Source organism: Rubrivivax benzoatilyticus JA2 = ATCC BAA-35 (assembly GCF_000190375.1).
In the GTDB taxonomy this organism is placed as follows: Bacteria; Pseudomonadota; Gammaproteobacteria; order Burkholderiales; family Burkholderiaceae_C; genus Rubrivivax; species Rubrivivax benzoatilyticus.
The window spans coordinates 1-26,418 of the sequence record NZ_AEWG01000087.1 but is presented as its reverse complement, the minus strand read 5'-3'; the positions used below and the strand labels follow the sequence as shown (position 1 = coordinate 26,418).

The window sequence follows — 26,418 nt, the reverse complement described above, 5'->3', positions numbered from 1 at the left end:
GCCGTGGCGGTGCGCGCCGCGTGCCGGCGGGCATGACCGGGCGCAAACGCCGCCTTGATGCCGGCGCGGCGTCATCGCACGATCACGGCGGCCGCCTGCAATGCCGGGCGTCGTGCCGCGGGCACGAACGCCACAGGACACCCATGACGACCTCCAACGACAACCGCTCCCGCCCGGCGCCGTCGCGCCGCCGTTTCCTGCAGACCAGCGCCGGCCTGGCCTCGGTCATCACGCTGCCGTCCTGGCTGGCCGGCTGCGGCGGTGGTGACGACGACCGCCCGCTGCGCCTGGCCGTGCTCAGCGACGTGCACCTCTACGACAGCACGGCGCTGGGCACCAGCAGCGAGCTCGACGCCTACCTGCTGCAGGACCGCAAGATGATCCGGGAGAGCGTCGAGATCCTCGACGCCGCGCTGGCCGCGATCGTGGCCGACAAGCCCGACGCGCTGCTGATCTCCGGCGACCTGACCAAGGACGGTGAACGTGTCAACCACGAGCTGCTCGCCTCCAGGCTGCAGGCGCTGCGGGCGCGCGGCATCCGGGCCTACGTGATCCCCGGCAACCACGACGTCGCCAACCCCGACGCGAAGGACTTCCGCAGCGTGCCGGCGACCGCCGCCGAGACCGTCGACGCCGCCGCGTTCGCGACGATCTACGCCCGCTGCGGCTACGGCGACACGATCTCGCGCGACCCGGCGTCGCTGAGCTATGTCGCCGAGCTGGGCACCGGCGTCTGGCTCTTCGCCATCGACTCCTGCCGTTACGCCGAGAGCGCCCATCCGAGCGCGCCGATCACCGCCGGCCGCGTGCGCGCCCAGACGCTCGCCTGGCTGCAGCACTGGCTGGGCGTCGCGCGCCAGCGCGGCATCGCCGCCATCGGCACCATGCACCACGGCCTGATCGAGCACTTCCCCGGCCAGTCGAGCTTCTTCCCCGAGTACCTGGTCGAGGACCGCGAGGCCCTGGCCGCGGCCTTCGCCGCGGCGGGCCTGACGGTGGTCTTCACCGGCCACTACCACGCCCAGGACATCGTGCGCGCCAGCTACGGCGGTGTCATGGTGCACGACATCGAGACCGGCTCGACGGTCACCGCGCCCAGCCCCTACCGCCTGGTGACGATCGACCGCGGCGCCGGCACGCTGGCCATCACCAGCAGCACGGTCAAGGCGACGGCCGGCCACCCCAGCGACTTCGTCGCCTGGTCGCAGGACTATCTGGAGACCGGGCTGGAGACGCTGGTGGCCGGGCTGCTGGGCTCGGCGCCGTACTCGCTGCCGGCCCAGACCGTCGCGATGCTGGTGCCGCTGATCGTGCCGGCGATGGTCGCGCACTACGCCGGCGACGAGCAGCTCGACGACGCCAACGTGCTGGCCACGCTGCAGGCCATGGCGCAGAGCGCCGACCCGATGACGGCGATGCTCGGCGGCTTCGTGCTCGGCCTGTGGAACGACCCGCAGCCGGGCGACAACACGCTGTCGATCACGCTCTGAACACCGCCGGCCGGATGTCCCCGGCCGACGTTGGCATCCCTGTGGACAAACCGTGGGGCCGGCGCGCAAGTGCGCGCCAGGCCACGAGTTTTTTTGGATTGCCTGGTTTTTGAGCACGGCCGCCGGTGCTGGGCGGCGGCTCGGCGGCTCCGTATCATCGCGGCGCGCCGCCTGGGCGTGCCCGTCTCCGCTGCCGATGTCCTGCTCCGAAACCCGTCCCGATTCCGCCTGCGCCGGCCTGCCGCCGGCCCTGGCCGCGGTGCTTGCCGCGGGCATCCCGCTGACGCAACCGGGCCTGGCCTCGCGCTGCGTGCTGCTGGACGCCGGGGCGCTGGGCACGGCCGACTGGTCGGCGCTGGCCGAACCGGGGCAGACGCGCGTCTTCGCCGACGGCGGCCCGCAGGCGGTGCGCATCGCCGCCGAGCTGCAACGCCACGGCCTGGCGGCGGACACCCCGGCGGCGCGTCTCGACGGCGAGACCGTCGTCGCCACCGGCCTGGCGGCGCTGCCGGCTGGCGCCGGCACGCTGGTGGTCGGCGAGACGGTGCGGCTTTCTCCCCGCTACGAGGCGGCTTCGGCCGCCGCCGCGCCGGCCGCGCCCGGCGGCGAACACTACGGCCCGGCCGACGCGCGCCGCCTGCAGCGCCTGCTGGCCGGGCGGCGCGACATGCGCCACTTCCGCCGCGGCGAACGCATCGCGCCCGAGACGTTGCAGCGCCTGCTGCAGGCGGCGCACCACGCGCCGTCGGTGGGCATGATGCAGCCCTGGCGCTACCTGCGCATCAGCGACCCGGCGCGCCGCGAAGCGATCGCCGCGCTGGTCGCCCGCGAACGCGACGCCACCGCCAGCGCGATGGGCGAACGTGCCGCCGAGTTCCTGCGGCTGAAGGTCGAAGGCATCCGCGAATGCGCCGAGCTGCTGGTCGCGGCGCTGCCGCCCGACGACGGCACGGTCTTCGGCCGGCGCACGATGCCGCGCGAGATGGTCGTCTGCTCGCTGGCCTGCTCGATCCAGAACCTCTGGCTGGCCGCGCGCGTCGAGAACCTGGGCCTGGGCTGGGTGTCGATGTTCGAGCCGCAGCCGCTGGCCGAGCTGCTGGCGATGCCGGCCGGCGCGATGCCGCTGGCCATCCTCTGCCTCGGGCCGGTCGAGGCCTTCTACCCGGCGCCGATGCTGGAGATCGAAGGCTGGCGCTCGCGCCGCCCGTGGCAGGACGCGGTCTACGAGAACGCCTGGGGCGAACCCGCCAGCCCGAACTCGGCGGCCAGCAAGGCGTAGGAGTGCCGGCGCACGGCTTCGTCGTAGGTCCAGGTGTTGACGACGACGTGGTCCAGCGCCAGCCGCGAGGCCAGCGCGCGCAGCCGCGCACCGACCTCGGCGGCGCTGCCGACCAGCGCCTGCTCGCGCGCGCCGGCCAGCAGCGCCAGCTCGTCGGGTTCGAAGCCGGCCAGCGCCACCTGCTCGGGCGACTGCAGCGGCGCGATGCGGCCGCGGCGGCGGTCCAGCCACCAGCGTTCGCGCGGCAGCGCCTGCCGGCGCGCGGTCTCGCCGTCGTCGGCGGCCAGCGCCCAGACGCAGATCGTGGCCTCGGGCTGGGGGTGGCGTTCGCTCGGCTGGTACAGGCCGCGGTAGAGGTCCAGCGCCGCCTCGACGCCCTGGCCGTCGGAGAAGAAATAGGCGAAGGCGTAGGGCAGGCCGAGCTGGGCCGCGAGCTGCGCGCCGTAGGTCGAGCTGCCGAGGATCCAGACCTCGGGCGTGCGTTCGGCGCCGGAACCCGCCGGTGCCCGCGGATGCGCGACGATGCCGCGGTGGCGCGCGCCGCCCACCCAGGCCTGCAGCTCGGCCACCTGCTGCGGGAAGCCCTCGGCGGCCAGTGCCGCGTTCGGGTTCAGCGCCGTCGCGGTGCGCATGTCGCCGCCCGGCGCGCGGCCGACGCCGAGGTCGATGCGGCCCGGCGCCAGCGCGTCGAGCACGCGGAACTGCTCGGCCACCTTCAGCGCCGCGTAGTGCGGCAGCATGACGCCGGCGCTGCCCAGGCGGATGCGGCGCGTGCGTGCCGCGGCGGCGGCCAGCAGCAGCTCGGGCGCGGTGCCGACCAGCGCGTCCATGTTGTGGTGCTCGCTGACCCAGAAGCGTTCGTAGCCCAGGGTCTCGGCGAGCTCGGCCAGCGCGACGCCGGCGCGGATCGCTTCGTCCTCGCCGCGGCCGGCGACCGCCGGCGACTGGTCCAGCACCGACAGGCGCATCACACGAGGGCGGCGGCGCGGCGCACGAGGTCGGCGGCCTTCTCGCCGATCATGAGGGTCGGGGCGTTGGTGTTTCCGGAGACGATGCTGGGCATGATCGACGCGTCGGCCACCCGCAGGCCCTGGATCCCCTTGACCCGGAGCTCGGCGTCGACGACGTCGCCCCGGCCCGGCCCCATGCGGCAGCTGCCGACCGGGTGGTAGATCGTGTCGGCGTGCTGGCGCACCCAGTGCTCCAGCGCGGTGTCGTCCAGCCCCGAGGCCGAGGGCCGGCCGCCACCGGCCAGCGCCGGCTGCGCGAGGATGCGCTGCGTCAGCCGCACGCCGTCCATCAGCCGGCGCAGGTCGTCGGGGTGGTCCAGGAAGCCCGGGTCGATGCGCGGCGGCGCCAGCGGGTCGGCGGCCCTCAGCGTCACGCGGCCGCGGCTCTGGGGCCGCAGCACGCAGACGTGGGCCGACCAGCCGTGGCCCCAGACCGTGCTCCGGCCGTGGTCGACCAGCTTGCCGATGACGAAGTGCAGCTGCACGTCGGGCCGCATCTCGTCGGCGCGCGTGCGCAGGAAGGCGCCGGACTCGGCGAAATTGGTCGTCAGCAGGCCGCGGCGCCGCGAGCGCCACTGCTGCACGCCGGCCAGCACGCGCAGCGCGCCGCCCGCCGACACGCCCACCGTCTCCTTGGCGCCCGGTGCGTCGACCAGCAGCACGACGTCGGGGTGGTCGTGCAGGTGGCGGCCGACGCCCGGCAGATCGTGCACGACCGGCACGCCCAGCGCCTGCAGCTCGGCGCCCGGGCCGATGCCCGACAGCAGCAGCAGCTGCGGCGACTGCAGCGCGCCGGCCGACAGGATGACCTCGCGCCGCGCCGCCAGCACGCGCCGCGTGCCGCCCTGCAGCAGCTCGACGCCGGTGGCGCGGCAGCCTTCGAGCACCACCTTCAGCACTTGCGCGCCGGTGACGACGTCCAGGTTGGGCCGATCGAGCGCCGGCGTCAGGTAGGCCTTGGCGGCGCTGAAACGTTCGCCGCCGCGGTGCGTCACCTGGTACATGCCGACGCCTTCCTGGTGTTCGCCGTTGAAGTCGCGGTTCTCGGCGAAACCCGCCTGGCGGCCGGCCTCGATGAAGCGCCGCGACCAGGGGTTGGGCTCGGGCAGGTCCATCACGTTCAGCGGGCCGGCGGCGCCGTGCCAGGCGTCGGCGCCGCGTTCGTTGTGCTCGGACCTCTTGAAGTACGGCAGCACGTCGGCCCAGCCCCAGCCCGGGTTGCCGGCGGCGGCCCAGGCGTCGTAGTCCTCGCGCTGGCCGCGGATGTAGATCATCGCGTTGATGGAACTGGAGCCGCCGAGCACCTTGCCGCGCGGCTGGTAGCCGGCGCGCCCGTCCAGCCCGGACTGGGCGACGGTCTCGAAGGCCCAGTTGGCCTGGCCGGTGCGGGCCATCAGCGCGATGCCAGCGGGGCAGTGGATCAGCGCGCTGCGGTCGGCCTCGCCGGCTTCGAGCAGCGCGACGCGCACGTCGGGGTCCTCGGACAGGCGCGCGGCGAGCACGCAGCCCGCCGACCCTCCCCCGACGATCAGGTAGTCGTACACGCTGGTCTCCGGTGCTCGTGGTTGTCGGACGATCTTAGCCAGCCCGGCTGGAGAGATCGCTCCAGAGCCGCCCGGGGCTGTCACCCCCGCGTCCTCGGCGGCCGCCGCCTGCACCGGACACGCGGCTTGCCGATAATCGCCCCCCGCGGCCGACCCGGCCGCCCACCGCCGCCGGCCGCCCGCGCCGCCGCGGCCGCGCCCATCAGGCGCCTTGGAGACCCGCCGTGTTCCAGCGTTTCGAACGGCTGGTGCATCCCTACCCGGATGCGCTGCCGCCCACGCCGCCGAAGACCTTCGTCGCCTTCCTCTGGGAATGCTCGCGCGGCATGCGCGGGCTGCTGCTCGCGCTGACGCTGCTGACCGCCGGCATCGGCGCCTTCGAGGCGCTGCTGTTCAGCATGATGGCCCACGTCATCGACGTGCTGGCCCAGGTCGAGCCGGCCCGGCTGTGGGAGCAGGAAGGCCGCACGCTGCTGCTGCTGGGCGGCGTGCTGCTGGGCAGCATCGTGCTCGCCGGCGTGCAGGCGCTGGTCAAGTACCAGTCGCTGTTCGGCAACTTCCCGATGCGGCTGCGCTGGAACTTCCACCGCCAGCTGCTCGAGCAGAGCATGGGCTTCTACCAGGACGAGTTCGCCGGCCGCATCGCCACCAAGGTGATGCAGACCGCGCTGGCGGTGCGCGACACCTGGCTGATCCTGGCCGACATCCTGGTCTACGTGCTGATCTATTTCGTCACGCTGGTCGGCATCGTCGGCGGCTTCGACCTGTGGCTGGTGCTGCCGTTCGCCGGCTGGCTGGCCTGCTACATCGGCTGCCTGGTGTTCTTCGTGCCGCGGCTGGGCAAGGTCGGCCAGGCCCAGGCCGACGCGCGCTCGCTGATGACCGGGCGCATCACCGATGCCTACACCAACATTGCCACCGTCAAGCTGTTCTCGCACTCGCAGCGCGAGGCGCGTTACGCACGCAGCGCGATGCAGGAGTTCATGGGCACGGTGCACGGCCAGATGCGGCTGGTCAGCGGCTTCGAGATCGCCAACCAGGCGCTGAGCGTCGGCCTGATCGCGTCGACCGCCGGCGCCTGCCTGTGGCTGTGGACGCAGGGCCAGGTGGGTGTCGGCGCGGTCGCCGCGGCCACCGCGATGGCCTTCCGGCTGAACGGCATCTCGCACTGGGTGATGTGGGAGATGGCCTCGCTGTTCGAGCACATCGGCACGGTGCACGACGGCATCGGCACGCTGTCCAAGGCGCGCAGCGTGCTCGACAAGCCCGAGGCCAAACCGCTGGAGGTCTCGCGCGGCGAGATCCGCTTCGAGGCCGTGCGCTTCTCGTACGACGCACGCAAGCCGGTGCTCGACGACCTCGACCTCGTCATCCGTCCGGGCGAGAAGATCGGCTTGGTCGGCCGCTCCGGCGCCGGCAAGAGCACGGTGGTGAACCTGCTGCTGCGGCTGTACGACATCGACTCGGGCCGCATCCTGATCGACGGCCAGGACATCGCCGGCGTCACCCAGACCAGCCTGCGCGCGGCGATCGGCATGGTCACGCAGGACACCTCGCTGCTGCACCGCTCGGTGCGCGACAACATCCTCTACGGCCGGCCCGACGCCGGCGACGAGGACATGCGCCGCGCCGCCGAACGTGCCGCGGCCGCCGACTTCATCGCCGGCCTGGCCGACGCCAAGGGCCGCCAGGGTTACGACGCCCACGTCGGCGAACGCGGCGTCAAGCTCTCCGGCGGCCAGCGCCAGCGCATCGCGATCGCCCGCGTGATGCTGAAGGACGCGCCGATCCTGCTGCTCGACGAAGCCACCAGCGCGCTGGACAGCGAGGTCGAGGCCGCGATCCAGGACAGCCTGTACAAGCTGATGGAAGGCAAGACGGTGGTCGCGATCGCGCACCGGCTGTCGACGATCGCGGCGATGGACCGGCTGGTGGTGATGGACCGCGGCCGCATCGTCGAGGTCGGCGACCACCGCAGCCTGCTGGCCGCCGGCGGCCTGTACGCGCGGCTGTGGGCGCACCAGAGCGGCGGTTTCCTCGGCGAGGACGACGCCGACGAGGCGGTGGCCACGGCGGGCTGATCCGCCTGGGCCGTGGGCGGCGCCGCCTCAGCGCGGCGGCGGCTCCGGCATCGGCCGGGTCGGCGCGAAACCGTGTTCGTCGGGCGTCAGCGACATCGGCTGGGTCTCGGCCCAGCCGGCGTCGGCGCTGCGGGGGCGGTCCTGCGGCGCCAGCGCACGCTCCAGCGCGGCGCGGCGTTCGGTCTGGTCGTTGACGGCCGGCGGCGCGGCGTGCAGCCGGCGCTTGAGGTCGCGCGTCTCGGCCTCGGCCTCGAAACGCGAGTGCTGGGCGTCGGCCAGCAGCCGGCGCAGCTGGGCGACACGGCGGCGGTGCCACAGCGCCGCGGCAAGGCTGAACACGGTGAACACGAGGGCGGCAGCGAGCAACGGGGGCCAGTAAGCGTCCATCGAGCGCGTATCGACGCGGCCGCGCGGCGACTTGAGCATTCGCGCAAATCGCCATCCCGCCGCGAGACGAAAGCCACGCCGGGCGCCCGCGCCGGCCCTGCCGCCACCCGGGCGACCCCGGCGCGGCGACAATCGCCGGTTCGCCCCGTTGTCCCCACCCGAGAGCACGCCGTGTCCCACGCCCTCACTCCGCCGCGCCCGGCGCGCGCCCTCACCGGCTACAAGCCGTTCTGGGCCAAGCGTTTCGGCCCCGCGCCCTTCCTGCCGACCACGCGGCGGGAGATGGAGGCGCTCGGCTGGGACTCCTGCGACATCGTCATCGTCACCGGCGACGCCTACGTCGACCACCCGAGCTTCGGCATGGCCGTCATCGGCCGCGTGCTGGAGGCTCAGGGTTTCCGCGTCGGCATCATCCCGCAGCCCGAGTGGAACGCCGTCGAGTCCTTCCAGGTGCTGGGGCGCCCGAACCTGTTCTTCGGCATCGCCGCCGGGAACATGGATTCGATGATCAACCACTACACGGCCGACCGCCGCATCCGCAGCGACGACGCCTACACGGCGGGTGCGGCCGCCGGCAAGCGCCCCGACCGCGCGACGCTGGTCTACACCCAGCGCTGCCAGCAGGCCTACAAGGACGTGCCGGTGGTCATCGGCGGCATCGAGGCCAGCCTGCGGCGCGTCGCCCACTACGACTACTGGCAGGACAAGGTGCGGCGCTCGATCCTCGCCGACAGCAAGGCCGACCTGCTGGTCTACGGCAACGCCGAACGCGCCATCGTCGAGATCGCCCACCGCCTGGCGCGGCGCGAGCCCGTCGAGACGATGACCGACATCCGCGGCACCGCCTTCCTGGTGCGCAGCGGCTTCGCGCCGCAGGGCTTCATCGAGATCGACTCCAGCGAGGTCGACCTGCCGGGCCGCGTCGACGCGCTGCCCAACCCCTACGAGCCGCCCGACCACGCCGGCGGCAACGCGCTGGAAGGCCCCGCGGCCGCCGACCCGACCGTCATCGACGCCGAGCCGGCTGCACCGGCTGCGGCCGCGGCGGCTGTTGCCGAGCAGCCGATCACGATCGTGCCGCGCCGCGCCGCGCGCCCGGCGCCGCCGCCGCGCGACCGCACGGTGATCCGCATGCCGTCGTACGAGCAGGTCCGCGCCGACCCGGTGCTCTACGCCCATGCCAGCCGCGTGCTGCACCTGGAGACCAACCCCGGCAACGCGCGGGCGCTGGTGCAGCGCCACGGCGAGCGCGACGTGTGGATCAACCCGCCGCCGCTGCCGCTGAACATGCCGGAGATGGACCACGTCTTCGACCTGCCGTACGCGCGCAGCCCGCACCCGCGCTACGCCGACGAGTTCGGCCGCCACGACGGCGCGACGAAGATCCCGGCCTGGGAGATGATCCGCTTCAGCGTGAACATCATGCGCGGCTGCTTCGGCGGCTGCACCTTCTGCTCGATCACCGAGCACGAGGGCCGCATCATCCAGAGCCGCAGCGCCGACAGCATCGTGCGCGAGGTCGAGCAGATGCGCACGATGCCGGGCTTCACCGGCGTCGTCAGCGACCTGGGCGGGCCGACGGCCAACATGTACCGCCTGGGCTGCAAGAGCCCCGAGATCGAGGCCGCCTGCCGCAAGCCGAGCTGCGTCTACCCCGACATCTGCCAGAACCTGCGCACCGACCACGGCCCGCTGGTGAAGATCTACCGCCGCGTGCGTGCGCTGCCGGGCGTCAAGAAGGTGCTGATCGGCTCGGGCCTGCGCTACGACCTGGCGGTGAGGAGCCTGGAGTACACGCGCGAGCTGGTGTCGCACCACGTCGGCGGCTATCTGAAGATCGCGCCCGAGCACACCGAGCGCGGGCCGCTGTCCAAGATGATGAAGCCGGGCATCGGCAGCTACGACCGCTTCAAGCAGCTGTTCGACCAGTTCAGCGCCGAGGCGGGCAAGAAGCAGTACCTGATCCCGTACTTCATCGCCGCGCACCCGGGCACCACCGACGAGGACATGATGAACCTCGCGCTGTGGCTCAAGCAGAACGGCTTCAAGGCCGACCAGGTGCAGACCTTCTACCCCAGCCCGATGGCCACCGCGACGGCGATGTACCACTCGGGGCTGAACCCGCTGAAGGGCGTGCACCGCGACGAACGCGGCGAACGTGTGGACGTGGTGCGCGGCGAACGCCGCCGCCGGCTGCACAAGGCCTTCTTGCGCTGGCACGACCCGAACAACTGGCCGCTGCTGCGCGAGGCGCTGAAGGAAATGGGCCGTGCCGACCTGATCGGCAACGGCAAGCACCACCTGATCCCGACCTACCAACCGGCCACCGACGGCAGCTACCAGAGCGCTCGGCGCAAGAACAGCACGCCGTCCAAGGGCACGGTGCTGACCCAGCACACGGGGCTGCCGCCGCGGGCGGGGTTGCCGTGTGGGCGGGGGGCATCCGCTGGCGCGGCGGGTGGCGGGGCTGCGCGGGGCGCGGCACCGGGGCGGGGGGCTGGTGGCAAGCCGGCGTCGTCGTCGGCATCGGCTTCGGCCGGATCAGCGCGTGTGCGGCCGGCGGTGGGCGGCGGTGGAAAGCCGGGCTCGGTGGCGAAGGGGCGCAAGCGCTGAGCTTGAGGCGCGCTTGCCGCCGCGTTGGCGGGGACGGCTACCGCGGTCGGCACCGCTGCTGAGACGGCGTCGGCGTCGTCGTCAGTCGACGCTCCATTCTTGTTGGCTGGTTGAGCCGGACGTCGTCCGGCCGGGTGCGCCACCGCCTGCGCGTGCCGCGGCCACCGGGTGGCCGGTTCCGTTCATGTCCCCCGGCCCGGCTGCGCCGGGCCTCCTCCTTTACTTCACTCCACCGGCCACCCGGCGTCCGCGGCAGGGCGGTGCCGGGCTGTGCGCGTTTTCGTGCCGGCATCCCCCCGAAAGTGGGTGGCGGGCTTGGAGAGGGGCGGTGGGGCGGCTCAGAATTATCTGTAACTGACGCCGCTTTTGGCGTCATTTTTACTCCTGCGCCGCGGGTCGCTCGGCGACGGATATCTCAAGCGCGACAAGAACTTGAGCCTCCGTTCGGGGTGCCTGTTACGCGAGCGCTGGATGTGTTATGCGGCGTTCAGGTGCTGCATATAACGAGTTGGGCATCAGGAATGCAGCACCCTGCGCACTTTGACGACGGACGACCGTCTTTTGACCACGCGTTCGCCCGAGAGCTCATTGGCAAGTACGTCCTGGTGGGGATCACTGTCCAGAACAAGCGTGGCGAGTTCAAGCGCCGCGAACAGTTTCATGGGAAGGTCGTCTCGGCGGATGAAAGTTCAGGGATCGTTCTGTCTCTCTTGGGTGTGCGCGCCGGCGGGTTCAAGACGCTCCCTCCGATGACTGAGGTTTTCGAGCCCGCACCGCGTGGAACTTACTCGCTAAAGGACAGCGATGAGGACGTGGTGGACCCCGACTTCCTTTGCACCTGGAGGCTGACGCAGCCTGATGCCTAACAAAACGGTCGACTCGGACACCAAACGGCAAGGCGCCGCGAGACGCCGTTGGAAAGTTTGTACCTCGCGGCGCCTTGCCGTTTGGTGCCGGTCACCTTTACGTTAGTCATCACGGGAGATACTGTTGTTCGTCACTGATCATCTAGCCCACTGCACGACTCGCGTGGCATGCACCTTTCCTGGAGGGGCTGAAGGGACTGGCACGGCATTCGTGATGAATCTTTGTGTCGAAGGTTCCAATGCCATTCCGGTACTGGTTACGAATCGTCATGTCGTCAAAGGGGCGGTTACTGGCCGGTTCTGGTTTACGCTGAGAAAGCCGAATGCCAACGAGCCTGATTACGGCAAGCATCACAATTTTGAGTTAGATAACTTTTCGCAGCGTTGGCTGTATCACAAGACGCTTGACTTGGCGGTCATGCCGCTTCAGCCGTTTATTCAGCAAGGCCAGAATCTCGGGTACTCATACTTCTTCTCCCCACTTACTCCAGATTTGCTTCCCAGTCCGGAAGAGTTGGCTGATTTGCCGGCGCTCCTTGATATCGTGCTGGTCGGGTATCCCAACGGAATCTGGGACGAAAAGAATAATCAGCCAATTATTCGCAAAGGTATAACAGCAACCCACCCTGAGTTGGACTACAACGGAAGACCCGAGTTCGTAATTGATGCGGCCTGCTTCAATGGCTCAAGCGGATCACCAGTTTTTCTGTTGGAATTGGGGCGCACTGTTAGTCGTGCTTCTGGTATGACAATTGGAAATTCTCGGGTGAAGCTGCTTGGTATCCTTTATGCGGGTCCAATGCATTTTGCAACTGGGGAAGTTCGCGCAGTGGAAATTGGCCAAAAGACTATTGCGGTGACTGGTGTGCCGAATAACTTGGGGTACGTAATATCATCGCGGGCTGTCAAGGACTTTGAGCCTGTACTCAATTTCCTAAACAAAAATGGCCGCCTCCCAGCGCGTAACGAAGCATGCCCATGCGCTAGTACGAAGCGCTACAAGGAATGCTGTGGGGTAACGTCGTAGTCGTGCTGGCTAACCGGTCGCTGGACCCGACGCCCCTCGCAAGCCTCGGCGCGCGGGTCAGCTTCAACGTTGGAAATAACTAAGGAGGTCAATTCATGGCGCGAGTTAATTCAAAAAAGCGCGAAGCAATCCTAGAAGACGCAGAGGCTGGGCCTCAGGAAAGCGCATCGGATGCACCCCCAGAGACTCCGCCCAGCGAAGCGACTGGAGATCTATCAGATTTTGGTGAGCTCTTCAAACTTGTGCGAAACGCAAAGGACGAAGACATAAAGGTTGCCGTCGCAACCCACCTCAATAAGCTTGCAGAGAAGCACGGACTAGGAAAATATAGGGTGCTGTATCTGTTTGATCCAGAAACATCAATCAACAGCTACCACTCAAACAAAATTTATGAGGCGGCATCAAGTGATGCACAGGGTCTCGATATTCTTCTTGTGGTTCAAAGCAGTGGTGGTCGCATCGAGCCAGCATACCTAATCAGCAAGACGTGCAAGAAACTTGCTAAGGATCGGTTCATTGTCGTCGTGCCGCGTCGCGCTAAATCTGCGGCGACGCTTTTGGCCCTAGGAGCAGACGAAATCCACATGGGCTTAATGAGTGAACTTGGTCCGATTGATCCACAAATCAATGGCTACCCAGCCCTCGGCTTAACAAATGCGCTCAACAAAGTTGCCGAACTATCTGCCAAGTTCCCCAAGTCCGCCGACATGTGGTCAAAATACCTGGGTGCAAAGTTGGATTTGAATGACCTGGGTTATTTTGATCGCGTAAGCGAATCTGCTGCTCAATACGCTGAACGCCTTATGCAAGGAAAATCATTGCCGGAGGGGCAAACAGCATCAAAACTGGCGAGCCACTTTGTAAATCACTATAAAGATCACAGCTTCGTCATTGACTACGACGAAAGCGTTGGACTCTTGGGTGAAGGTGTGGTCAAAGCGGATTCCCCGGAATATGCTTTCGGCAACGAGGTGTATAGCTTCCTCAACAAGTTTGAAATGATGCTATCCATTCTTAAGAAGAAGGAATTCGCCATAATTGGTTCAGCTTCAGGCCTCAACATGCGTGACGAAGAGCGCAAGTGATTTCTAACTGTCGGTTCAACGCGGACGCCAACACCGGCCAAGGCTTCGCCATTTTCATGGCCAGTGTTGGTGCCCTCCGCGCTTCGCGCTCCGGCGCCGGTTAACGGGCTACAATGGCATCCCCACCTGTCAAGCAAAACGAATCCTTGATGAATCGATAATCGATTCATCAAGGCACTTCGACGGTGTGCTGCCATTGCATCGCCTTACGGCAAGAGAACCAAGGTGCGGACTGCAAAACTACAACCGGCTTTTGATGCAGCGTTCGATGCTGCGGGCCCTGATGAAAGACGCGCGCGGGGGCCGAGTGCGGACGCAGCGCGGCCGGTGGCCGGCCTGCGCCACACGAGGGGCCGGGCCACTGGCCCGGCGCGGCCTGCAAGGCCCATTCGTTCGCCGCGGTCGCCATCACTGGCGCCGCCTGGAGTTAAACGAGCACTCCCCGCGCAGGTCCAACCTTGATCCATCAACGCAGGCGTCACGCGGTGGCAGAAACGGATTCGAGGTCGCCTTTCTCCGATGAGGTTGGCGGTTGGCTTGGGCGGCGTGGCTCGTGTTCAGGCCATGGGCTTGAACGCTTCGCCCTTGGCGAGCATCGCCCAGGCCATGCGCACGTTCTTGGCGGCGATGGCGACCACGGCCTTCCAGTTGCCGCGGCGCTCGGCCAGCGCGGTGGCCCAGCGGCTCAGCCGGTCGTGTTTGTTTGCCGCGGCGGCCAGCACGGCACGCGCTCCCATGATGAACAGCGTGCGCAGGTAGGCGTCGCCGGCCTTGGTGATGCGTCCGAGCCGGTTCTTGCCGCCCGAGCTGTACTGGCCGGGCGCCAAGCCCATCCAGGCGGCGAGCTGGCGACCGTTGGCGAAGTCGTGGCCGTAGCCGATGCTCGCCAGCAGCGCGCTGGCGGTGGTCGGGCCGATGCCGGGCATGACCATGAGAGCGCGGGCGCGGTCGTCGGCCTGGGCCATCAGACGAATGTGCTCGTCGTAAGCCGCCACGCGCTCGTCCAGGCGCTGCAGTTCGGCCAGCAGGTCGCGGCACACGGTCTGCACCCAGCCGGGCACGGTGTCGAGCTGCTCGCCGGCGCGGCTGCGCACCGTGGCGGCTTTGAGCGGCAGCACGAGGCCGAACTCGCTGAGCACGCCGCGCAGGCGGTTGATGACTGCCGTGCGCGCGCTCACCCAGCCTTGGCGCGCGGTGTGCACCGCCAGGCGCGACTGCGCCTGCGTCGACTTGACCGGCACAAAGCGCATCGCCGGGCGCTGCAGCGCTTCGCAGATCGCGGCGGCATCGGCCGCGTCGTTCTTGCCGCGGCGCCCGCTCATGCGGTAGGGCACGACGAACTTGGGCGCCATCAGCCGTACCGTGTGGCCGAAGTCCTGGAAGCGGCGCGCCCAGTGGTGCGCGCCCGAGCAGGCTTCCATGCCGATGGTGCACGGCGGCAACTTGGCGACCGCTTCGAGCAACTGGTCGCGACGCACGGCCGGGCGCACCAGCGCAGGTTTGCCGCGCTCGTCGACACCGTGCAGGGCAAACACGTTCTTGGCCAGATCGATGCCGAGAAACAGAATCGTCATGGACATCTCCTTGCGTCAGCCGGGTGGAAGATGAGATTGCGCAACCCCATCGTCGTACCGGGCGGCCTGAGGGATAACCTCGGGCGGGTGGGACGCTATGGGGATGTCCCTTTCATTCGTTAGGCATGACCCCATGAATCTCGATGACTGCGAGAAGATATTTCAGCAAGCTCTGTCCAGCGAGAGCGAGTCTGCGTTTTGCCATGCCGCGGGTCCGCTATTCAAAGAGTATGAGATTCTTTCACTCGAATTCGGCCGAGGCAGCATATTTTGGCGCGCCAGGCTGATCGAGAGCGAGATCTACGCGAACATCTCTGATCTTGACTATCCGCCGCCCAAGATTGCCAAACAAGGACGGCTTAATGACCTCGGTATCCCCTGCTTCTACATTGCCGCGCGCAAGGAGACCGCTCTCGCGGAGGTCGGTGCCACTGCGGGGCAGCTAGTACAACTGGCAGGGTTTCGTGTAACTCACGAATCCCCGATCCGACTTGCGGTCATCGGTGAATACTCGAACGTACAAAAGAATGGCTACATGCACTTTGTGGGTCGAGATCCCGACATGGCGATTGCAAAGAGTCTTAATGCCATGCCCCGCCAGGAAGCCCTAAAGAAGATCTACATCGACAAGTTCTTTGCAAGCGTTCTTGCAGACCCAAACGCTTCAGAGAATGGCTATATGTTTAGCCGCGCCCTCGCCCAATCGATCTACTCGAGAGTTGGTGCTGATGGCATTGTATTCCCAAGCGTAAAGGACCGCGGAGGCTTCAATGTAGCGGTTCAAGCCGCCCCATCCGACAGAAGCTTCCACAATGTCAGCTGCCTTGTGGTCCGAGTTGGAAAGCCTAGACAGTTTGGGTTAGTTGAGTTCGAGATAATAAGATCCGCCGAACGCTTAGACGATGAATGGAACTTCATCTGGCTGCAGGGAGTTGATCCAAATGTCATTGGAATTTACAACATGAGCAAAGAGGAGTTTGATGTGGCGTCGCGCAATCCAGGCGACAGAAACAACCTCCTGCATATGCTTCATTCGCACGCTAGTCCTCTCTAGTTCATGCCTAACAATTCATTCGGACCGAAGCTGATTCTCAGCTCGGTTAAATTCAATTATTAATCATCGGAACCCATGTCTTTCTCTGTTCGTCGCGCCACCGAAGAAGATGCAGCTGCGTTGCTGGATCTGAGGCGCGCGGTCTTCACGGAGACGGACTTCATGCTCTGGGAGCCGCAGGAGTTCAAGGCCACAGAGGAAGATGAGCGGAAGTTCATTGCCTGGCTTTCAGGCAAGACCAACAATGTCTTGCTCGTGGCCAAGGAGGGCGCCGATCTTGTCGGCTTCTTGGGCGCCAGTGGCGGTGAGCGCATTCGAACCAGGCACTCCGCCTTGATCTTCCTGGGCGTTCGAAGGGAGTACTGGTCCCGCGGCGTTGCTTCGGCAATGCTCCACGAGGCGCTGTCTTGGGCGTCAACTGCCGGGATGCTCCGCCTGGAACTGAACGTTCACACCACAAACGACCGCGCCGTTGCCTTGTACAAGCGATTCGGGTTCCAGATCGAGGGGAAGCGCCGTGCCTCAATGCTTGTCGCCGGCCAAGTGCGAGATGAGTACCTCATGTCGTACGTCGCAGACCCAAAATTCACAGTGCTGCACGATGCTTGAAGTCAGAGTAGCCAAGCCATGCGATCGGCTTCCGATTTATCGGATGCTCGAGCTTTACCAATACGAGCTCTCTGATATCTGGGACCAAGACCTCGACGTACACGGAGAGTACGGTTACGCGCTGGACCGGTACTGGCAGGACAAGCATTGCGCGGCGTATGTCTTGACCGTCTCGATGCAGTACGCTGGCTTCGCTCTGGTTGACAACCAGGTCAAGCTGCCGGGTGGCGAGTTCTGGATGGATCAGTTCTTCGTCCTCAAGAAGTACAGGCGCAAGCGAATCGCCGCTCACGCCGCCAAACAAGTTTTTGCGCGACACGCTGGCGCGTGGCAAGTCGGGCAGATGACGGATAATGTGGCCGCCCAAGCCTTTTGGCGCAAGGTCATCAATGAGTTCACGGGCGGCGATTACAGCGAGCATCAGCTCACCAGCGGCTGGTGGCAAGGCTACGTTCAGAGTTTTAGCAGCCTTGAACGTAGTGACGCCTAAATAGTCGGTTTCTCCCGCGGCGAGCGTTATGCTGATCTGCCCCTTCCGCCATACCTGCGATTCGGAAGGCGTCCTGATTAAAGGCCACGTGATCCCCGCCCACACCCGCGCCCTGGCCACCGGCGCCGGCCAACCCCCGCCACCGCAGCCGCGCAACCGGGCCCCCGCCGCCTTCCACTCGCTCGCCTCCGACGACCACCTGCCGGCCTTCGCCACCCCCGCCGCCGCCTGACCACCGCGCTCGGCCTGTCCGTGCGGTCCTCCCGGCAACGTGGTCATCCAATGCGAATTGGTGAAATCGCTGTGTCATGATCGGCCGTCCGGGTCCGAGCGGGCCGCTCCGCCCTCCGCCTCGCCCGGCGGTCGCCGCCTCCGAGGTGGTGGTGTCAGGATACGGGCGAGCCACCGGCGCTGCCGCGGCGCGCCGCGGATGACGATGAACTGCACGACCGAAACCAGCGCCGCCGACTTCATGGACCTGCTCGCCCAGCCCGACGAGGCCGGCGGCCAGCACCTGTTCGAAGTCTTCCCCTGGAACGACAACTTCAACACCGGCAACGCGCTGATCGACGAGCAGCACAGGCGCCTGGTGGACCTGCTGAACCAGCTCGCCGGCACGCTGGTGCACAACCGGGCGTTCGAGGTCGAGGCCGCGTTCGCCGAGCTGGCGGCCTATGCCGACTATCACTTCTCGGCCGAGGAAGAGATCTGGGTCGACTGCTTCGGCGACGACGTCTGGCTGCACAACCACCAGGCGGCCCACGGGGCCTTCCTGCCCAAGGTGCAGGACCTGAAGCAGGCCGAAGGCGGCCAGCCGCTGTACCAGCAGATCGAGGGCATGGTGAAGTTCCTGATCCGCTGGCTGGCCTTCCACATCATCGTCGAGGACAAACGTTTCGCGCTCGTCGTCGCCGAGGTCCAGGCCGGCGCGCTGCTGGACGAGGCCAAGCTCAAGGCCGAGCGCAAGATGGGCGCCTCGTCGGTGCGCCTGCTGATCGACACCGTGCTCGGCATGTACGAGAACCTGTCCAGCCGCACGCTGAACCTGCTGCGCGAGCGCCGCGCGCGCGTCGAGGCCGAGGAGAAGCTGCGCCAGGCCTACGTCGACCTGGAGGCCGCCAACCGCCGGCTGGAGGAGTCGGCGATCACCGATGACCTGACCGGGCTGTTCAACCGCCGCCATTTCGACGCCGTCTTCGCTGCCGAGCTGGCGCGCGCCCGGCGCGAGCGTTCGACGCTGACGCTGGCGCTGCTGGACCTGGACCACTTCAAGCGCCTGAACGACACCTTCGGCCACGTCGCCGGTGACGAGGCGCTGGTGTCGGTGGCCGCGGCGCTGCGTGAACACGGCCGCCGCGCCGGCGACTACGCCTTCCGCCTCGGCGGCGAGGAGTTCGCGCTGCTGGCCTGCAGCTCCAGCCCCAGCGGCCGCGGCCGGGAGCTGTTCGAGGCCATCCGCCGCGACATCGAGGCGCTGGCGATCCCCAACAGCCGCAGCGCCACGGCGCCGACGCTGACGGTGTCGATCGGCGCCATCGTGCGCGTGCCGCAGCCCGCGGACACCGCGCAGACGCTGTTCCTCGAAGCCGACCGCCTGCTCTACGAAGCCAAGCAGCAGGGGCGCAACCGCATCGTCTGCGGCTGAGCGCGGCGCTCAGCGCAGCGCCGGCGCGTCCAGCAGGCGTTCGATCTCCCAGCGCTCGGTGTAGCCCTGCACCGAGATGCGCACGAAGGTCCGGCCGGCGTGGGTCGTCACCGGCACCTCGATGCCGCTTTCGTCGAAGAGGCGACGGCGCAACGCCTCGGCGTCCTGCGCCGGCACGGGGATGACCACCATCTGCGCCCAGTCCTCGTCCCGGGCGATCGGCGCCAGGCCGTGGCGGCGTGTCAGCGCCTGCAGCGCCTCGCGCGCCAGCGCATGGCAGCGCTCGCGCACCGCGGGCCAGCCGTGGCGGCGCTGGAAGTCGATCGCCGCCGGCACCGCCAGCCAGGCCGACAGGTCGCGTGTGCCCTGCCACTGCAGGCGGCGTTCGAACAGCGTGCGCCCCAGGTAGGCGTCGAAGCCGGCGTGGCCGCCGGTGCCCTCGGCATATCCCCAGCTGATGACCGGCGCGTCGAGCCGCGCGTGGTGTTCGGGCCGGGCGTGCAGGAAGCCGCTGCCCTTGGGCGCACACAGCCACTTGTGGCAGTTGCCGACGTAGAAGTCGGCGCCGACGGCGTCCAGGTCCAGCGTGATCTGGCCCGGCGCGTGCGCGCCGTCGATCAGCGTCGGGATGCCGCGCTCGCGGGCGGCGCGGCACAGCGCGGCCACCGGCAGCGTCAGCGCCGTCGTCGACGTGATGTGGCTGGCGTAGATCAGCCGGGTGCGCGGCGTCACCGCGGCCATCAGGCGCTCGACGAAGCTCTCGCGTTCGAAGGGCAGCGGGATCTCCACGCGCCGGTAGTGCGCGCCGCGCGCGGCGCAGGCCTGCTGCCAGGCGGCGTCGCAGGCGCCGTATTCCAGGTCGGTGGACAGCACCTCCTCACCCGGTGCCAGCACGAACGAGCGCGTGACGACGTTGACGCCGGTGGTCGCGTTGGGCACGAAGACCAGGTGCTCCGGGTTGGCGCCCACTTCGCCGGCGAGCGCCGTGCGCGCCTGGTGCAGCAGCTCGGCCGAGCGCCGGCCGAGAAACTCGACCGGGTTGCGCTCCATCTCCAGCTGCCAGCGCTGCTGCTCGGCCAGCACCTCGCGTGGGCAGGCGCCGAAGGAGCCGTGGTTCAGGAAGACGAGATCGGGGGCGAGCAGGAACAGGTCGCGCATCGTGTCGTGTCGGCTGGAGGCGGCCGCCCGAGTCTAGGGTTCCGCCTCCAGTGCTGCGGTGCACAATGTCGCGTCCTTCCACGGAGCGCTCGGATGCGGCACGTCGTCTTCAACCAGAAAGGCGGGGTCGGCAAGTCCACCATCGCCAGCAATCTGGCCGCGATCGCGGCCGCCAGGGGGCGGCGGGTGCTGCTCGTCGACCTGGACGCCCAGGCCAACTCGACGCACTACCTGCTCGGCGAGGCCGCGGTCGACCCGCGCCCCGGCGCGGCGGAGTTCTTCGAGACGACGCTGAAGTTCAGCGTGCGCCCGGTGCCGGCGGCCGACTTCGTCACCGCCACGCCCTGGGAGCGGCTGGACCTGATGCCCGCCAGCGCCGCGCTGGAGGAGCTGCACGCCAAGCTGGAGAGCCGCTACAAGATCTTCAAGCTGCGCGACGCGCTGGCCGAGTTTGCCGGCACCTACGACGAGATCTGGATCGACACGCCGCCGGCGCTGAACTTCTACACGCGCTCGGCGCTGATCGCCGCCGACGGCTGCCTGATCCCGTTCGACTGCGACGAGTTCTCGCGCCGCGCGCTGTACGGGCTGCTGGAGGCGGTGGAGGAGATCCGCGCCGACCACAACGACAAGCTCGCCGTCGAGGGCATCGTCGTCAACCAGTTCCAGCCGCGCGCCAGCCTGCCGCGGCGCACGGTGCAGGAACTCGTCGACGAAGGCCTGCCGGTGCTGGAGCCCTACCTGGGCGCCAGCGTGCGCGTGAAGGAGTCGCACGAACTCGCGCGCCCGATGATCCACCTGGACCCCGGGCACAAGCTGACGCAGCAGTTCGTCGCGCTCTACGAGGCCGTCGCCAAGCCTAGAAAGCGCTCAGCGAAGCGCTGAGCTCCTCGCCCCACTGGGCGATCTCGCCTTCGTCGACCTGCAGCCAGGCCAGCGCCGCGGCCGAGTGGTCGGTCCAGTCGCGCTCGGGCAGCTGGGCCTCCTGGCGGCGCACGATGTGCTCGGCGACGAGGCCGGCGGCCATCAGCGTCTGCACCTCGGGCTCGGTCTCCTCGCCGCCCAGCGAGTCCAGGTCGTGGTGCAGCCGGATCGCGGCCATCACCTCGGGCGCCAGGCGCCAGACGCGCGCCACCAGCGCGCCGACGACGGCGTGGTCGGTGCGGTGGTTGGCGTTCTCGGTGGCGACGTAGCTGCGGTCGATGCGCGCCGCGGCCTCGACCATCGTCGAGCCGTAGCCCTTCACGCTCTGCAGCAGCACCGGCATGCCGACGTGGCAGAACAGGCCGTAGGTGTGGGCGACGTCGGGCGACAGGCCGACGAGCTGGCGAGCGATGAAGGTCATCGCGATCGCACGCTGCGCCGAGCGTTCCCAGAAACGCCGCAGGTGGCGGTTGTCGGCGACGATGGCGTTGCGCACCAGGAAGCCGGTCATGATCGCCGCGGTCTGCTTCAGGCCCAGGCGGTTCATCGCCTGGCCGACGGTCTGCACCGGCGGGCCCACGGCGAACAGCGCGCCGTTGGCGTTGCGGATCAGCGTCGCCGACATCGCGACGTCGCTGGCGGCGATGCGGGCGACCTCGTTGAGGTCGGGCTCGGGCTGCTGCATCACCGCCTGCAGCCGCGCCAGCAGCGCCGGGCACGGCGGCACGACGATGTGCTGCAGCGCGCCGCGGGTGCGGGCGTGGTCGATTTCACGGGCGATGGAAGCGGTGCGCGAGGTGTCGGCAGGCAGCGGTGCGGCGATGGCGGTCATGGTGGTGGGGCGCGTCCAGACGTCTTATCGGCCGCGCCGCGCCAGACTGAAGTGCCGTCGTGCCGGCAGGCTTGCGCCGTGTCAGCCGTCTTCCGACACGCGCCGCAGCCGCCGTCCGACGCCCGCGATGGCGCCGCGCCCCAGGCGGCCGGGGCCGTGGCCGACTAAGCTGGATTCATCGCCCAGGGTTCCAGGGAGACCGACGTGATGAACGCCTTCGCCGATGCCGGCCTCGCCGCCCGCTACCAGCTGCGGTTCGAGTCGTTGTTCCAGCAGGGCCGCGCGCTGGCCTTCCCCTGCGACGCCCAGGGCCGCGTGGCGATGGACACGCTGAGCGAGCGAGCGCGCTGCAACTACCTCTACGCCCGCGCCGTCGTCGGCCGCGAGTACGCGACACCGGCCGTCGTGCCCGACTTCCTGTCCTGAGCACCCGATCGGGCGGCGGCCGCGGCGCCAGGGTGCCGCATGCGGCGACAATCGCGCCGTGGCCGCCAGCAGTCTCCTCGCTCTCATCGACGACATCGCGACCGTCCTCGACGACGTCGCGCTCCTCAGCAAACTCGCCGCGAAGAAGACCGCGGGCGTGCTCGGCGACGACCTCGCGCTGAACGCCCAGCAGGTCACCGGCGTGGCCGCCGAGCGCGAGCTGCCGGTGGTCTGGGCGGTGGCCAAGGGTTCGCTGCTGAACAAGGCGATCCTGGTGCCGGCGGCGCTGGCGATCAGCGCCGTCGCGCCCTGGGCGGTGACGCCGCTGCTGATGATCGGCGGCGCCTTCCTCTGCTACGAGGGCTTCGAGAAGCTGGCGCACAAGTTCCTGCACCGCGGCGACGACGACGCCCACCGGGCCGAACTGCGCGCCGCGCTGGACCAGCCCGACGTCGACCTGGTGGCCTTCGAGAAGGAGCGCATCAAGGGCGCGATCCGCACCGACTTCATCCTCTCGGCCGAGATCATCGCGATCACGCTGGGCACGGTGGCCGAGGCCGAGTTCATGACGCGCGTGCTGGTGATGTCCGGCGTCGCGCTGGCGATGACGGTGGGCGTCTACGGCGTCGTCGCCGGCATCGTCAAGCTCGACGACCTGGGGCTGCGGCTGCAGCGTGCCGGCAGCGCCGCGCTGCGTTCGCTCGGCGACGGCATCCTGGCCGCGGCGCCGTGGCTGATGAAGTTCCTGTCGGTGGCCGGCACCGCGGCGATGTTCCTCGTCGGTGGCGGCATCCTGGTGCACGGCGTGCACCCGGTGGCCGAGGCCGTCGAACACACGCTGGGCGGGCTCGGCGGCGTCGCCGGCGCGGTGCTGCCGGCGCTGGCCAACGGGCTGCTGGGCGTCGCCGCCGGCGCCGTGGTGCTGGCCGGCGTGACGCTGGCGCAAAAGCTCTTCGCCCGCGCGCCGGCCTGACCGGCCGGCCGCCTTACTTGCGGATGCCCAGCAGTTCGACCTCGAACTGCAGCGTCGCGTTCGGCGGGATCACGCCGCCGGCGCCGCGTTCGCCGTAGGCGATCGTGCTCGGGCAGGTCAGCTTGGCCTTGCCGCCGGCCTTCATCTTCTGCACGCCTTCGGTCCAGCACGGGATCACGCGGTTCAGCGGGAACTCGATCGGCTCGCCGCGGCGGTAGGAGCTGTCGAACTCCTTGCCGTCGACGAGCGTGCCGCGGTAGTGCACGCGCACGGTGTCGCTGGCCGTCGGGCTGGCGCCGCTGCCGTCCTTCAGCGAGCGGTAGATCAGCCCGCTGGCGGTGACGACGGCGCCGGGTTCGGCGGCGGCGGCCTTCAGCGGGTCGGCCGGCGCGGCGGCGAAGGCGAGGGCGGGAGCGGCGGCCACGACGGCGGCCAGGCACAGGCGGTGCAGGGACAAGGGGGTTCTCCGGGTCAGGGGGGTGAGGAAACGGGCCTCGAACCAGCGTTCGAGCATGCGCCGCTCGTAGGCCAGCGCCTCGTCGGCGCGGCCGCCGAAGAGGCGGTTCTGCAGATAGTTCAGGTCCGAGACGGTCTCGTCGCGTGTCTGCACGCTGCCGCCGGCCTCGAGGCGGTAGCGCAGCGTGATGCGCGGCCAGTCGGCGCCGCCGGTCAGCACGCGCGTGTCGTTGACGTTGCCCACCGGCACGTGGCCGGCGAGGTCGACGTCGAGCACCTCGACCGTCAGCACCTGGCCGTCGGGCAGGCGCCGGGCGAGGTCCTGGAAGATGGCGGCGAGCCGGTCGGTCGTGCGCTCGCGCTCGACGGCGCCGAAGCCGACGTCGGTGTAGCGCTCGGGCTCGACGAAACTCACCTGGACGACGCCGGCGGCCTGCGCCGGGCCGGCCAGCGCCGCCAGCGCCAGCGCGGCGCCCAGCGCCGCGTGGCGGATCGGGAAGAGGTGTGGCATGGGGCCTCCACGAGACGAAGCAGAGACCCCCAATCTGGCACGGAACGCCGCCGGGCACCAGCGCCAGCGACGAGACACCACCGGGCGCAACCTTACTTCGTGCGGCTGTCGCGCAGCGTGGTGATGCGGTTGAACACCGGCGCGTCGGCGCGGTGCAGCACGCGGTCGGCGACGAAGTAGCCGTGGCGCTCGAACTGCAGCCGCGTCTCGGCCGCAACCGAGGCCAGCGACGGCTCCAGCCAGGCCTGCACGACACGCTTGCTGTCGGGGTTGAGCACCTCGCGGAAGTCGCGGCCGGCGGCGTCGGGCTGGGCTTCGGTGAACAGCCGGTCGTAGAGGTTCACCGTCGCGGCGACGGCGTCGTGCCGGCCGACCCAGGTGATCGTGCCCTTGACCTTGATCGCGTCGGCGCCCGGCGTGCCGCTCTTGGTGTCGGGCACGACCTTGGCGAGCACCGCGGTGACCTGGCCGTCGGCGTCCTTCTCGCAGCCCGTGCACTCGACGACGACGCCGTACTTCAGCCGCACCTTGTTGCCCGGGAACAGGCGGAAGAAGCCCTTGGGCGGCGTCTCGGCGAAGTCCTCGCGCTCGATCCAGACCTCGGGGCCGAGGCCGAAGTGGCGTTCGCCCAGTTCCGGGTGGTGCGGATGCGCCGGCGCCTGGCAGGGCTCGACGTGGCCGGCGCCGAAGACCTCGTCCCAGTTGACGAGCTTCAGCGGCAGCGGGTCGAGCACGACCATCGCACGCGCGGCCTTGCCTTCCAGGTCCTCGCGCAGGCAGCCGTCGAGCACCGAGTAGTCGAGCCAGATGTTGGTCTTGCTCGCGCCCGAGCCGTCGGCCATCGCGCGGATGGACTCCGGCGTGTAGCCGCGGCGGCGCATGCCGAAGATCGTCGGCATGCGCGGGTCGTCCCAGCCTTCGACGATCTTCTCGTCGACCAGCGCCTTCAGCTTGCGCTTGCTGGTGATGACGTAGCTGAGGTTCAGGCGGCCGAACTCGTGCTGGCGCGGCGTCGGGCGCGCCAGCAGGCCGAGTGTGGCCAGCTGGTCGAGCAGCCAGTCGTAGAACGGGCGCTGGTCCTCGAACTCCAGCGTGCAGATGCTGTGGGTGATGTTCTCCAGCGCGTCCTCGATCGGGTGCGCGAAGGTGTACATCGGGTAGACGCACCACTTGTCGCCGGTGTTGTGGTGCGTGGCGTGCTTGATGCGGTAGAGCGTCGGGTCGCGCAGGTTGATGTTCGGCGACGCCATGTCGATCTTGGCGCGCAGCACCATCGCGCCGTCGGCGTGTTTCCCGTCGCGCATCTCGCGGAACCGCGCCAGGTTCTCGGCCGGCGTGCGGCTGCGGAAGGGGCTGGGCGTGCCCGGCGTCGTGAAGTCGCCGCGGTTGGCGCGCATCTGCTCGGCGCTCTGCTCGTCGACGTAGGCCAGGCCGGCGTTGATCAGCGCCTCGGCGGCGCGGTACATGAAGTCGAAGTAGTCGCTCGCCCAGTAGAGGTGGGCGGTGCCGTTGGCCTGCCAGTCGAAGCCCAGCCAGCGCACGGCCTCGATGATCGCGTCGACGTACTCCTGCTCTTCCTTCTCGGGGTTGGTGTCGTCGAAACGCAGGTGGCAGACGCCGCCGTAGTCGCGCGCCAGGCCGAAGTTCAGGCAGATGCTCTTGGCGTGGCCGACGTGCAGGTAGCCGTTGGGCTCGGGCGGGAAGCGGGTGCGGATCTTCGCCGGGTCGGGCACGCCCGCCGCGTGGTGCGCGCCGTCGCCCGGGGTGCTGCCCCAGCGGCGCTGGCTCCAGGTGCCGGCCTCGAGGTCGCGCTCGATGATGCCGCGCAGGAAGTTGCTCGGCTTGGGGGCGTCGGGGGGAGTCGGGTCGTGGGCCATTCGGCAGGCGGTTTCGCGCAAGGTTCGGGGCCGCGCGCACGGGGGGCTCCGGCGCGGCGGCGAAAGAGCGAAGGATTCTATCGAGCGGCCGTCGCGCGGGGCGGCCGGGGCGGCAGGGGGCAGGCCGCAGGGGTCAGGTCTCGCGAGACCTGACCCCGTCTTCTCGCGCGAGACCTGACTCCGTCTTCTCGTCGGTGGTCGTTTCGCGAGACGACGGGCGGCAGGTGCGTGCGGCAGGGGTCAGGTCCCGCAGGACCTGACCCCGTCTTCGCGTCTGACCCCGTCTTCGCGTCTTCGCCGCGGCGCCCCGGCCGGTTTGGAATAATCGCCGGTCCTTGTCCACGGCGTCCGCACCCGGCGCGCCGCCCCAGAACCGATGTCCGAGGCGACCGCCCCCGCCGACCCTGCGCCTGCCGCGCGCCCCGCCGAGTCCGCTCCGCTGCAACTGCTGCGCGTCAGCGCCGACGAGGCCGCGCGGCTGGACGGCGCCGCGCTCGGCGGCCTGGC

Annotated in this window: 23 protein-coding genes and 1 pseudogene; 14 read left to right on the top strand and 10 right to left on the bottom strand. The window is 68.9% G+C overall.

The features are described from left to right. Positions 1 to 143 precede the first annotated feature (143 nt). Both RBXJA2T_RS10810 and bluB read left to right on the top strand, forming a co-directional pair. Positions 144 to 1,490: a metallophosphoesterase family protein gene (locus RBXJA2T_RS10810; RefSeq protein ID WP_009857407.1), complete on the top strand. Its 1,347-nt coding sequence runs from the start codon at positions 144 to 146 to the stop codon at positions 1,488 to 1,490. Positions 1,491 to 1,686: 196 nt separating this feature from the next. Further along, positions 1,687 to 2,769, top strand: a complete 1,083-nt coding sequence (bluB, locus tag RBXJA2T_RS20940) for a 5,6-dimethylbenzimidazole synthase (RefSeq protein ID WP_009857406.1) — start codon at positions 1,687 to 1,689, stop codon at positions 2,767 to 2,769. Here the strand turns inward: bluB and RBXJA2T_RS10800 are convergent. Together RBXJA2T_RS10800 and RBXJA2T_RS10795 are read right to left on the bottom strand one after the other, a co-directional pair. Then, positions 2,712 to 3,737 (bottom strand): LLM class flavin-dependent oxidoreductase, encoded by a 1,026-nt coding sequence (locus tag RBXJA2T_RS10800; RefSeq protein ID WP_009857405.1) that lies wholly within the window; start codon positions 3,735 to 3,737, stop codon positions 2,712 to 2,714. The genes bluB and RBXJA2T_RS10800 overlap by 58 nt on opposite strands. Further along, positions 3,737 to 5,323, bottom strand: a complete 1,587-nt coding sequence (locus tag RBXJA2T_RS10795; RefSeq protein WP_009857404.1) for a GMC family oxidoreductase — start codon at positions 5,321 to 5,323, stop codon at positions 3,737 to 3,739. Before RBXJA2T_RS10795 ends, RBXJA2T_RS10800 begins: the two co-directional genes overlap by 1 nt. Positions 5,324 to 5,547: 224 nt before the next feature. Here RBXJA2T_RS10795 and RBXJA2T_RS10790 point away from each other — a divergent pair, with 224 nt between their 5' ends. After that, positions 5,548 to 7,404: an ABC transporter ATP-binding protein gene (locus RBXJA2T_RS10790; protein WP_009857403.1), complete on the top strand. Its 1,857-nt coding sequence runs from the start codon at positions 5,548 to 5,550 to the stop codon at positions 7,402 to 7,404. Positions 7,405 to 7,431: 27 nt separating this feature from the next. On the opposite strand, the gene RBXJA2T_RS10785 is transcribed toward RBXJA2T_RS10790, so the two are convergent. Then, positions 7,432 to 7,770, bottom strand: a complete 339-nt coding sequence (locus tag RBXJA2T_RS10785) for a hypothetical protein (protein WP_230246261.1) — start codon at positions 7,768 to 7,770, stop codon at positions 7,432 to 7,434. Between the two features lie 192 nt (positions 7,771 to 7,962). Here RBXJA2T_RS10785 and RBXJA2T_RS10780 point away from each other — a divergent pair, with 192 nt between their 5' ends. Further along, positions 7,963 to 10,404, top strand: a complete 2,442-nt coding sequence (locus RBXJA2T_RS10780) for a YgiQ family radical SAM protein (RefSeq protein WP_009857401.1) — start codon at positions 7,963 to 7,965, stop codon at positions 10,402 to 10,404. 515 nt (positions 10,405 to 10,919) lie between these two features. Here RBXJA2T_RS10780 and RBXJA2T_RS20385 read toward each other — a convergent pair. Then, a complete protein-coding gene (locus RBXJA2T_RS20385; RefSeq protein WP_155983607.1) occupies positions 10,920 to 11,066 on the bottom strand; it encodes a hypothetical protein in 147 nt (48 codons plus the stop codon). Between the two features lie 328 nt (positions 11,067 to 11,394). On the opposite strand from RBXJA2T_RS20385, the gene RBXJA2T_RS19810 reads away from it, so the two are divergent. Both RBXJA2T_RS19810 and RBXJA2T_RS19805 read left to right on the top strand, forming a co-directional pair. After that, a complete protein-coding gene (locus tag RBXJA2T_RS19810) occupies positions 11,395 to 12,297 on the top strand; it encodes a trypsin-like peptidase domain-containing protein (RefSeq protein ID WP_009857399.1) in 903 nt (300 codons plus the stop codon). Between the two features lie 95 nt (positions 12,298 to 12,392). Beyond that, a complete protein-coding gene (locus tag RBXJA2T_RS19805) occupies positions 12,393 to 13,382 on the top strand; it encodes an SDH family Clp fold serine proteinase (protein ID WP_009857398.1) in 990 nt (329 codons plus the stop codon). Between the two features lie 557 nt (positions 13,383 to 13,939). Here RBXJA2T_RS19805 and RBXJA2T_RS10770 read toward each other — a convergent pair. Further along, positions 13,940 to 14,956 carry an IS110 family RNA-guided transposase gene (locus RBXJA2T_RS10770; protein WP_009857397.1) on the bottom strand — a complete coding sequence of 339 codons (1,017 nt, stop codon included), beginning with the start codon at positions 14,954 to 14,956 and terminating at the stop codon, positions 13,940 to 13,942. A gap of 133 nt (positions 14,957 to 15,089) precedes the next feature. Between RBXJA2T_RS10770 and RBXJA2T_RS19800 the strand changes: the two genes are divergently transcribed. The 5 genes from RBXJA2T_RS19800 to RBXJA2T_RS10750 all read left to right on the top strand — a co-directional run bounded on the left by RBXJA2T_RS19800 (position 15,090) and on the right by RBXJA2T_RS10750 (position 18,754). After that, on the top strand, positions 15,090 to 16,010 hold the full coding sequence (locus RBXJA2T_RS19800) for an RES family NAD+ phosphorylase (RefSeq protein WP_009857396.1): 921 nt from the start codon (positions 15,090 to 15,092) through the stop codon (positions 16,008 to 16,010). Positions 16,011 to 16,085: 75 nt separating this feature from the next. Beyond that, positions 16,086 to 16,619 carry a GNAT family N-acetyltransferase gene (locus RBXJA2T_RS10765; protein WP_081467623.1) on the top strand — a complete coding sequence of 178 codons (534 nt, stop codon included), beginning with the start codon at positions 16,086 to 16,088 and terminating at the stop codon, positions 16,617 to 16,619. A gap of 43 nt (positions 16,620 to 16,662) precedes the next feature. Continuing rightward, positions 16,663 to 17,109, top strand: coding sequence for a GNAT family N-acetyltransferase (locus RBXJA2T_RS10760; RefSeq protein ID WP_009857394.1), 447 nt, complete (start codon positions 16,663 to 16,665; stop codon positions 17,107 to 17,109). Between the two features lie 28 nt (positions 17,110 to 17,137). Next, on the top strand, positions 17,138 to 17,341 hold the full coding sequence (locus RBXJA2T_RS10755; RefSeq protein WP_009857393.1) for a hypothetical protein: 204 nt from the start codon (positions 17,138 to 17,140) through the stop codon (positions 17,339 to 17,341). 204 nt (positions 17,342 to 17,545) lie between these two features. Then, positions 17,546 to 18,754: a GGDEF domain-containing protein gene (locus RBXJA2T_RS10750; RefSeq protein ID WP_009857392.1), complete on the top strand. Its 1,209-nt coding sequence runs from the start codon at positions 17,546 to 17,548 to the stop codon at positions 18,752 to 18,754. A gap of 9 nt (positions 18,755 to 18,763) precedes the next feature. Here the strand turns inward: RBXJA2T_RS10750 and RBXJA2T_RS10745 are convergent, their stop codons facing one another. Further along, complete coding sequence (locus tag RBXJA2T_RS10745; RefSeq protein ID WP_009857391.1) at positions 18,764 to 19,912, bottom strand: aminotransferase class V-fold PLP-dependent enzyme; 1,149 nt, start codon at positions 19,910 to 19,912, stop codon at positions 18,764 to 18,766. A gap of 93 nt (positions 19,913 to 20,005) precedes the next feature. On the opposite strand from RBXJA2T_RS10745, the gene RBXJA2T_RS10740 reads away from it, so the two are divergent. Beyond that, a complete protein-coding gene (locus tag RBXJA2T_RS10740) occupies positions 20,006 to 20,797 on the top strand; it encodes a ParA family protein (protein ID WP_009857390.1) in 792 nt (263 codons plus the stop codon). On the opposite strand, the gene RBXJA2T_RS10735 is transcribed toward RBXJA2T_RS10740, so the two are convergent. Then, entirely contained in the window at positions 20,772 to 21,668 is an 897-nt protein-coding gene (locus tag RBXJA2T_RS10735; RefSeq protein ID WP_009857389.1) for an HDOD domain-containing protein, read from the bottom strand. The two genes, RBXJA2T_RS10740 and RBXJA2T_RS10735, sit on opposite strands and share 26 nt — an antisense overlap. Before the next feature lie 207 nt (positions 21,669 to 21,875). On the opposite strand from RBXJA2T_RS10735, the gene RBXJA2T_RS10730 reads away from it, so the two are divergent. Then, a complete protein-coding gene (locus RBXJA2T_RS10730; protein ID WP_009857388.1) occupies positions 21,876 to 22,094 on the top strand; it encodes a hypothetical protein in 219 nt (72 codons plus the stop codon). 58 nt (positions 22,095 to 22,152) lie between these two features. Next, the gene (locus tag RBXJA2T_RS10725; protein ID WP_009857387.1) at positions 22,153 to 23,067 is read left to right on the top strand and encodes a DUF808 domain-containing protein; all 915 of its coding nucleotides are present in this window, start codon (positions 22,153 to 22,155) and stop codon (positions 23,065 to 23,067) included. Between the two features lie 13 nt (positions 23,068 to 23,080). On the opposite strand, the gene RBXJA2T_RS20735 is transcribed toward RBXJA2T_RS10725, so the two are convergent. The 3 genes and pseudogenes from RBXJA2T_RS20735 to RBXJA2T_RS10715 form a co-directional block, all read right to left on the bottom strand. Next, a complete protein-coding gene (locus RBXJA2T_RS20735; RefSeq protein ID WP_206026591.1) occupies positions 23,081 to 23,524 on the bottom strand; it encodes an FKBP-type peptidyl-prolyl cis-trans isomerase in 444 nt (147 codons plus the stop codon). 48 nt (positions 23,525 to 23,572) lie between these two features. Next, positions 23,573 to 24,034, bottom strand: a pseudogene (locus tag RBXJA2T_RS20730) (DUF3016 domain-containing protein); the annotation flags it as partial. Between the two features lie 92 nt (positions 24,035 to 24,126). After that, positions 24,127 to 25,911: a glutamine--tRNA ligase/YqeY domain fusion protein gene (locus RBXJA2T_RS10715; RefSeq protein WP_009857385.1), complete on the bottom strand. Its 1,785-nt coding sequence runs from the start codon at positions 25,909 to 25,911 to the stop codon at positions 24,127 to 24,129. Positions 25,912 to 26,418 lie beyond the last annotated feature (507 nt).

Coding starts and splice junctions, on each gene's coding strand:
- RBXJA2T_RS10810 (WP_009857407.1), top strand. CDS start 144: ATGACGACCTCCAACGACAACCGCTCCCGCCCGGCGCCGTCGCGCCGC.
- bluB (WP_009857406.1), top strand. CDS start 1,687: ATGTCCTGCTCCGAAACCCGTCCCGATTCCGCCTGCGCCGGCCTGCCG.
- RBXJA2T_RS10800 (WP_009857405.1), bottom strand. CDS start 3,737: ATGCGCCTGTCGGTGCTGGACCAGTCGCCGGCGGTCGCCGGCCGCGGC.
- RBXJA2T_RS20385 (WP_155983607.1), bottom strand. CDS start 11,066: ATGAAACTGTTCGCGGCGCTTGAACTCGCCACGCTTGTTCTGGACAGT.
- RBXJA2T_RS19805 (WP_009857398.1), top strand. CDS start 12,393: ATGGCGCGAGTTAATTCAAAAAAGCGCGAAGCAATCCTAGAAGACGCA.
- RBXJA2T_RS10770 (WP_009857397.1), bottom strand. CDS start 14,956: ATGACGATTCTGTTTCTCGGCATCGATCTGGCCAAGAACGTGTTTGCC.
- RBXJA2T_RS19800 (WP_009857396.1), top strand. CDS start 15,090: ATGAATCTCGATGACTGCGAGAAGATATTTCAGCAAGCTCTGTCCAGC.
- RBXJA2T_RS10765 (WP_081467623.1), top strand. CDS start 16,086: ATGTCTTTCTCTGTTCGTCGCGCCACCGAAGAAGATGCAGCTGCGTTG.
- RBXJA2T_RS10760 (WP_009857394.1), top strand. CDS start 16,663: ATGCTCGAGCTTTACCAATACGAGCTCTCTGATATCTGGGACCAAGAC.
- RBXJA2T_RS10755 (WP_009857393.1), top strand. CDS start 17,138: ATGCTGATCTGCCCCTTCCGCCATACCTGCGATTCGGAAGGCGTCCTG.
- RBXJA2T_RS10750 (WP_009857392.1), top strand. CDS start 17,546: ATGAACTGCACGACCGAAACCAGCGCCGCCGACTTCATGGACCTGCTC.
- RBXJA2T_RS10745 (WP_009857391.1), bottom strand. CDS start 19,912: ATGCGCGACCTGTTCCTGCTCGCCCCCGATCTCGTCTTCCTGAACCAC.
- RBXJA2T_RS10740 (WP_009857390.1), top strand. CDS start 20,006: ATGCGGCACGTCGTCTTCAACCAGAAAGGCGGGGTCGGCAAGTCCACC.
- RBXJA2T_RS10735 (WP_009857389.1), bottom strand. CDS start 21,668: ATGACCGCCATCGCCGCACCGCTGCCTGCCGACACCTCGCGCACCGCT.
- RBXJA2T_RS10730 (WP_009857388.1), top strand. CDS start 21,876: ATGAACGCCTTCGCCGATGCCGGCCTCGCCGCCCGCTACCAGCTGCGG.
- RBXJA2T_RS10715 (WP_009857385.1), bottom strand. CDS start 25,911: ATGGCCCACGACCCGACTCCCCCCGACGCCCCCAAGCCGAGCAACTTC.